Origin of the sequence: Pseudoalteromonas sp. SWXJZ94C (assembly GCF_015864385.1) — a bacterium.
Classification (GTDB): domain Bacteria; phylum Pseudomonadota; class Gammaproteobacteria; order Enterobacterales; family Alteromonadaceae; genus Pseudoalteromonas.
The window spans coordinates 1-5,828 of the sequence record NZ_JADYXF010000088.1 but is presented as its reverse complement, the minus strand read 5'-3'; the positions used below and the strand labels follow the sequence as shown (position 1 = coordinate 5,828).

General features: G+C 37.7%; 8 protein-coding genes. 5 read left to right on the top strand and 3 right to left on the bottom strand.

Annotation, left to right across the window (positions count from 1 at the left end):
* Nucleotides 1-195: 195 nt before the first annotated feature.
* Both I6F65_RS20735 and I6F65_RS20730 read right to left on the bottom strand, forming a co-directional pair.
* Nucleotides 196-807: a uracil-DNA glycosylase family protein gene (locus tag I6F65_RS20735; RefSeq protein ID WP_024611056.1), complete on the bottom strand. Its 612-nt coding sequence runs from the start codon at nt 805-807 to the stop codon at nt 196-198.
* A 150-nt stretch (nt 808-957) separates the two neighbouring features.
* Entirely contained in the window at nt 958-1,314 is a 357-nt protein-coding gene (locus I6F65_RS20730; protein WP_166112812.1) for a VOC family protein, read from the bottom strand.
* A gap of 302 nt (nt 1,315-1,616) precedes the next feature.
* Between I6F65_RS20730 and I6F65_RS20725 the strand changes: the two genes are divergently transcribed.
* Genes I6F65_RS20725 through I6F65_RS20715 form a run of 3 tightly spaced genes read left to right on the top strand, consistent with a single transcriptional unit; the run spans nt 1,617 to nt 3,795 of the window.
* Nucleotides 1,617-1,865 carry a hypothetical protein gene (locus I6F65_RS20725; RefSeq protein ID WP_231613257.1) on the top strand — a complete coding sequence of 83 codons (249 nt, stop codon included), beginning with the start codon at nt 1,617-1,619 and terminating at the stop codon, nt 1,863-1,865.
* Nucleotides 1,862-3,463, top strand: a complete 1,602-nt coding sequence (locus I6F65_RS20720; protein WP_024611059.1) for a PepSY domain-containing protein — start codon at nt 1,862-1,864, stop codon at nt 3,461-3,463. Before I6F65_RS20725 ends, I6F65_RS20720 begins: the two co-directional genes overlap by 4 nt.
* A complete protein-coding gene (locus tag I6F65_RS20715) occupies nt 3,460-3,795 on the top strand; it encodes a DUF3325 domain-containing protein (RefSeq protein ID WP_024611060.1) in 336 nt (111 codons plus the stop codon). Before I6F65_RS20720 ends, I6F65_RS20715 begins: the two co-directional genes overlap by 4 nt.
* Nucleotides 3,796-4,002: 207 nt before the next feature.
* On the opposite strand, the gene I6F65_RS20710 is transcribed toward I6F65_RS20715, so the two are convergent.
* Nucleotides 4,003-4,524, bottom strand: a complete 522-nt coding sequence (locus I6F65_RS20710) for a lipocalin family protein (protein ID WP_197114710.1) — start codon at nt 4,522-4,524, stop codon at nt 4,003-4,005.
* Nucleotides 4,525-4,654: 130 nt separating this feature from the next.
* Between I6F65_RS20710 and I6F65_RS20705 the strand changes: the two genes are divergently transcribed.
* Nucleotides 4,655-5,110, top strand: a complete 456-nt coding sequence (locus I6F65_RS20705; protein ID WP_165727905.1) for a YaiI/YqxD family protein — start codon at nt 4,655-4,657, stop codon at nt 5,108-5,110.
* Nucleotide 5,111: 1 nt separating this feature from the next.
* Nucleotides 5,112-5,672, top strand: coding sequence for a hypothetical protein (locus I6F65_RS20700; RefSeq protein ID WP_197114709.1), 561 nt, complete (start codon nt 5,112-5,114; stop codon nt 5,670-5,672).
* Nucleotides 5,673-5,828 lie beyond the last annotated feature (156 nt).

Genomic DNA, 5,828 nt, shown 5'->3' with positions numbered 1-5,828 from the left:
AACTATCATTTTTTTGTCAAAATATGCACGAAGAGCGAACCCAAAAAGAGATAAAGAAAAAGGACGATTAAAATGCGGCCTGAATCCAATTATCTCTTAATGTCTAACCTATGAATCGTTATTAGTTAACGCTTAAAGTATTTAAAGGTGGCATATGCCACCTTTTTTAATGCCTAAATTTTAACTTTACTGTGGCTATAGTTGTTTTACTTCAATGGTACTAGGGCTCTTATTTAAAACATGGGCTACGCGTTGGCTAAGCTCTGGCAGTACGTCATGTTCAAACCATGAATTTTTTTTAAGCCAAATATTATTACGCGGGCTTGGGTGCGGAAGTACCAAATAGTGTGGCCAATACTCACGCCACGATTTTACTAACTCAGTTAATGGTAACTTTTTTGTTTGTGGTAAGTGGTAGGCTTGTGCATATTTACCTAAAATTATAGTTAGTTCGATGTTTGGTAATGCAGCTAATAATTGTTCACGCCAAGCGGGTGCGCACTCTTTACGTGGTGGTAAATCGCCTGACTTCCCTTTTCCAGGATAACAAAATCCCATAGGTAAAATGGCGATATTATTGGCGTTGTAAAACTCACTACTTGTAAGCCCTAGCCAATCACGTAAGCGATTACCGCTTGCATCGTTAAACGGTATACCCGTTTCATGCACTTTAGTGCCAGGTGCTTGACCTGCAATTAAAATACGTGCATTTGGGTTAAATTGTATTACAGGGCGAGCGCCTAAAGGTAAGTGAGGTTCGCAGATCACGCATTTACTAACTTGCTCTATTAATTGGCTCGTATTCATTTACTTTTGACCTTAAATGCTTAAAAAACACTCTTTTTGGCTGTTTATGCTTAATGAGTTGGTAAAAAATCGGTTTATTTTATCTAAAACAGCGATTAGTTAGTAAAATCCTGATCTTTAAGCCTCAATTCCCTACAGCCCTTATAGTTCCTAGTGTTCTTTCGCCCATACCGCAAATTCGTTACCACTTGGTTCTGCAAAGTGAAACCGACAACCGCCAGGAAACTCAAAAATAGGTTTTAATATTACTCCGCCAAATGCCTCTACTTTTTTAAAGGTTGCGTGTATGTCGTCGCTATAAAAAATAAGTAATGCTGCCCCGTGCTGAGTTAGTGATTTTAATGGAGCCTGAAAAATCCCACCATCTAACCCCTGCCCGCTAAACGCCGTGTACTCTGGACCATAGTCGGTAAATTGCCAATTAAATACATGGCTAAAAAAAACTTTTGTAGCCACTAAGTCGCATGCCGCAAATTCTACATAATTTAGTTTTTCGTGATCGCTCATCGTTATATTTGCCCTGTATTTTATATATTGAGTAACCTTAAATCTTATAGTTATGTGGATCAATACATTGATTTTATTTGGGATCATTATTTTACTAAGTAGTTATGCACAATGATCGATAAACCTAAATATCACAAATGAGAATAGCTATCTTTTGTATTTATAAACTATATAATAATGCCTCATTTTTACCCTCGGCGTTTATAAGGGATTAATTTATTATGCAGGCACAACCGCTTAGTGCACAGCTTTCGCAATTATTTAAAGAGCCTTCAAAGCTTAAATATCGTTTTTCGGTGTTTATGCGTTTTTTAATTGCCATTGTAGGTGGATATTGTTTTACGGCTATAACAACTGCTTTGCTTAGCCTTGTATTGCCTCTAGCCAAGCAAGATGCAGTGCTACTGTGTGTATCAGTTAGTATTTTAATTTACTCAATTGTGTTTATTTTAGCTTTTACGGTTAGATCATTAAAAACTGTTTGGATCAGTATTTTACTAGCTATAGTAACTCAGCTTTTATTACTTGCCATGTTAAAGGATTGGGTATGAAAGACAGCTTTTTTAGATCGATGACTTGGTTACACACTTGGGTAGGGTTACTCGTTTGTTGGTTATTATATTTAATATTTTTTGCAGGAACTCTTAGCTTTTTTAGAGATGAAATAACGTTATGGAATCAACCTGCCATACATAATATACAAGCCCAAACACAGCGTATAGAAGCGCAAAAACAACAAATAATTACAGGATTTGATTACTTAGCTAGTCACGGAGCTAACTCACCAAGCTGGCGTATTACATTACCTGAGCAGCGTATTCCTTATTTAATCTATGGTTATGCAAAACCAAAAGAGCCAGGTCAGCGCCGCAGTCAGTTTAAAAACACACAGCTAAACCCTAATACTATGCAAGAGCTCGAGCCCTTTGTAGATACTAAAGGCGGTAACTTTTTTTACCGGTTGCATTATGATTTACATTATATGGATGCAATAACGGCGCGCTGGATTGTATGTTTTGCTAGCTTTTTTATGCTGATTGCCATTATTTCGGGCGTGGTTATTCATAAGCGTATTTTTAAAGATATGTTTAGCTTTAGACGCAACAAAGGCAGCCGTACATGGTTAGATGCCCATAACTTAAGCTCTGTGCTTGCCCTTCCTTTTCATTTAATGATTACTTACACGGGCATTATTACGCTTATATTTATGTTGTTCCCTTACCCTGCAGAAATGACCTACGATAAGGGTATGCGTGGCTTTTTTAATGATGTAACGCCTCGCAACACCATGACCGATAAAGCCAAAGGCGAATCGTCAATGGTGCCGATTCAAAATATTTTAGATCAGGTTTATACTAAGTGGCCACATGCAGATATTACCCGCGTACAAGTTAACCAACCAAATATGGCAGCTTCAACAATTACCGTATTGGTAAGCGCAGGTAAAACACTACGTGACCAAGCACCACGCTTAATATTTAGTGGTGCTACAGGACAAATGGTCGCTAAAACTGGTGACGAACTAACTAGCAGCAAAGCGCTTTACGAGTCGCTTAATTCAATGCATACGGGGCGTTTAGCTACGTGGTTGTTGCGCTGGTTATACGTATTAGGCGGTATTGCAGGCTGTGTAATGATTGGCTCTGGTTGTATTATGTGGGCTAAACGAATTCGCGAGCGAACTAAAAATAACGTTAAACCGTCGTTTGGTTTAAAACTAGTTGAAGGGTTAAATCTAGCCACTATTATGGGGCTCCCGCTGGCAACGTGTGCATTTTTTATTGCTAACAGACTACTTAGCCCAACTACCGCAGAGCGCGCAGATAAAGAAATACTCGCCTTCTTTTTAACATGGCTAGCAGTTGCTCTTGTAGCACTTATAAAGCGCGATACACTGCAATGGCGAGTTATGGCAGCTATAAATGCTGTTGCATGTTTAAGCGTACCAGTTATTAATGCGCTTACAACTAACGGTAATATAGTTAGCTATTTGATGCAAAAACAATGGGCTTTATTTACTTTTGATGCACTGTTTTTACTGTTTAGTATATTATTTTTTATACAAACCGAAAAATTACGTACTGCTAAAAGCAACTCAAAAACAATCAGCCCTAGCCAATCTAATAATCTTAAAAGGGAGAAACCATGATTGATTTACTTGGTTTTTCCCTGTGTTTGTTCAGTTTTAACTGTTTTGCGCTGGCTAAGTTTAACCACTTTAAAGGCGTATTTAAAAAACGCCCTACAGAACCCCAATGTAAAAAGCTGTTATTAGCCGCTTGGATCAGTATTTTACTAAGCTTAGTGCTTTTTGTAGCCACTCAAGGAGGGTATGGAGCATTACTGTTTTGTGGTTTTATGAGCCTAAGTGTCTTAATTATAATGATTTTTTATAATTTTTTAATTAGTTATGTAAAAATACTAAGTATTATAAATATAGCGATAATTGCACTAACAGGGCTTTTTGTTGGTTTAAACTAGGCTTAGTTAGTAAAAGCGTGATCCGTTGTTTTTCCATATACTAGGTAAAAAAATGGCAAGCTATATAGCTTGCCAACAATAGGGGATATTTAGTGTTTCTAATACTTACTGTCTACGGCAAGTACACTTAACATAACCATAGTATATTTAAGTTACTTTACAGTGAGGTGATACTTTTATTACAGCTGTAAAGGGGCTTTACACTGTTTATTGCTCAACCCAAATAATTTGATCGGTAGCAAAGCCAAGCTCTTTTGCTTTAGTTAAAAAGTGCTCTTTAAGCTCTTTACTAACCGTTGGTGTACGCGACAAAAACCACAAGTAATCTTTGTTGTAACTGGTTATAAATGCATATTGATAATCGGGTTGGTCAAGCTCAAAAATAACGTAAGCGCCATAAAACGGACCAAAAAACGACACTTTAAAATGACCTGTATTAGTGTTTTCAACAAACTTGGCTAAGCCTTCTGCGTCATCCCATTTTTTATCATCAGTTAGGTAACCTTTATTGAGTACCTTTACTGTGCCGTCGTCGTTGATAGAGTACGTTGCAGTAACTTGCTCCATCCCTTCTTCAAACGAGTGGTTAAGGCGAGCTATTTCGTACCACTTGCCCTTATACTTTTGTATATCAAAGTTTTTAACGGGTGTTATTCCCTCAGGAGGGCTGGTACATGCACTAAGAAAAAATAACCCTGTAATAAGTAAACCGTATTTAATAGCCTTCATGTAAGCTCCTTTTTTAATTACATAAATCGTACGTATTATCTAAATATAGATGGATATAAAGTTTGCTAGCCGATTAAAAAAAATTGCTATAGGATCGTATTAATTCTAAAGCAATAAAAATGACCATAGCATGAAAATTTGGGTAGATGCAGACGCGTGTCCTGTCGTTATAAAAGAAATACTTTTTAGGGCAGCAGAGCGTATGAAAATCGACACTATTTTAGTGGCTAATCACGCAATGCGTATTCCGCCGTCAAAATACATAAGCCGGGTTCAAGTATCGTCAGGCTTTGATGTAGCCGATGACGAAATAGTAAAACGTATTGAAAAAGGCGATTTAGTTATTACTGGCGATATACCGCTGGCGAGTGAAGTAATTGATAACGGTGGGCAAGCACTCAACCCGCGTGGCGAGCTTTATACTACTGAGAATATTCGCTCAATACTTAACGTACGCGACTTTATGGATACCATGCGCTCAAGTGGCGTAGAAATGAGTGGTGGACCGCCTCCGCTTAGCCAAACCGACCGTCAAAACTTTGCAAATAACCTTGATCGAATTTTAGCTCAAAACAAGGCTAACTAGTTTGAATACCCAATTAGTTGGCTTAGGCGATATGCAATTTAGCGTTGCTGTGTATGTAGCAAAAGCACCGCCAATGCCGTTTTTTGAAACACTTCAATGCCTTGAACCGGTTATAAATGAACAAATAAATACCATAAACCAGCACTGCGGTAATGGTTGGCGCAAAGTATTTAACGTGTACGCCAAAGTATTGTTTGCTCTACCAAGTGAGTATTACTCATTTGCTAAACAAGCGCCTACTTGGCAGCAATATCGCGATGAGTTTTTACTGCAAAAAAGTAGTAAAACCGCCCTGCTATTTAGCGCGCCTAATATTACTGTTACTTGTACAGATAAAGCTTCAAATAATAAAAACCAGCTACACATAATTGCTGGGCGTACGCACGCTAAAAGCTTACTCCAACAAGGTAAGCTTAATGCGAAATTTGAGTGGCTCGACGACGAATTTGCAATAGATATAGCCAACAATATTATAGTATGCCCGTATTTTGATTACAGGCAGCTAAGTAATATAAAAATAGCTAGGCTTAGCGAGCTAGTTGCACAACTAAAAAATAGTTAAAAGTAACTAAATGCACACGTACTAAACAAAGGTAGTGGTGCTTCATAGGTTAGACATTAAGAGATAATTGGATTCAGGCCGCATTTTAATCGTCCTTTTTCTTTATCTCTTTTTGGGTTCGCTCTTCGTGCATATTTTGACAAAAAACTGATAGTT

What these genes read in the sequence shown, in the direction of transcription:
- I6F65_RS20735 (WP_024611056.1), bottom strand. Translation starts at nt 807, where the DNA reads ATGAATACGAGCCAATTAATAGAGCAAGTTAGTAAATGCGTGATCTGC.
- I6F65_RS20705 (WP_165727905.1), top strand. Translation starts at nt 4,655, where the DNA reads ATGAAAATTTGGGTAGATGCAGACGCGTGTCCTGTCGTTATAAAAGAA.
- I6F65_RS20725 (WP_231613257.1), top strand. Translation starts at nt 1,617, where the DNA reads ATGCGTTTTTTAATTGCCATTGTAGGTGGATATTGTTTTACGGCTATA.
- I6F65_RS20715 (WP_024611060.1), top strand. Translation starts at nt 3,460, where the DNA reads ATGATTGATTTACTTGGTTTTTCCCTGTGTTTGTTCAGTTTTAACTGT.
- I6F65_RS20730 (WP_166112812.1), bottom strand. Translation starts at nt 1,314, where the DNA reads ATGAGCGATCACGAAAAACTAAATTATGTAGAATTTGCGGCATGCGAC.
- I6F65_RS20710 (WP_197114710.1), bottom strand. Translation starts at nt 4,524, where the DNA reads ATGAAGGCTATTAAATACGGTTTACTTATTACAGGGTTATTTTTTCTT.
- I6F65_RS20720 (WP_024611059.1), top strand. Translation starts at nt 1,862, where the DNA reads ATGAAAGACAGCTTTTTTAGATCGATGACTTGGTTACACACTTGGGTA.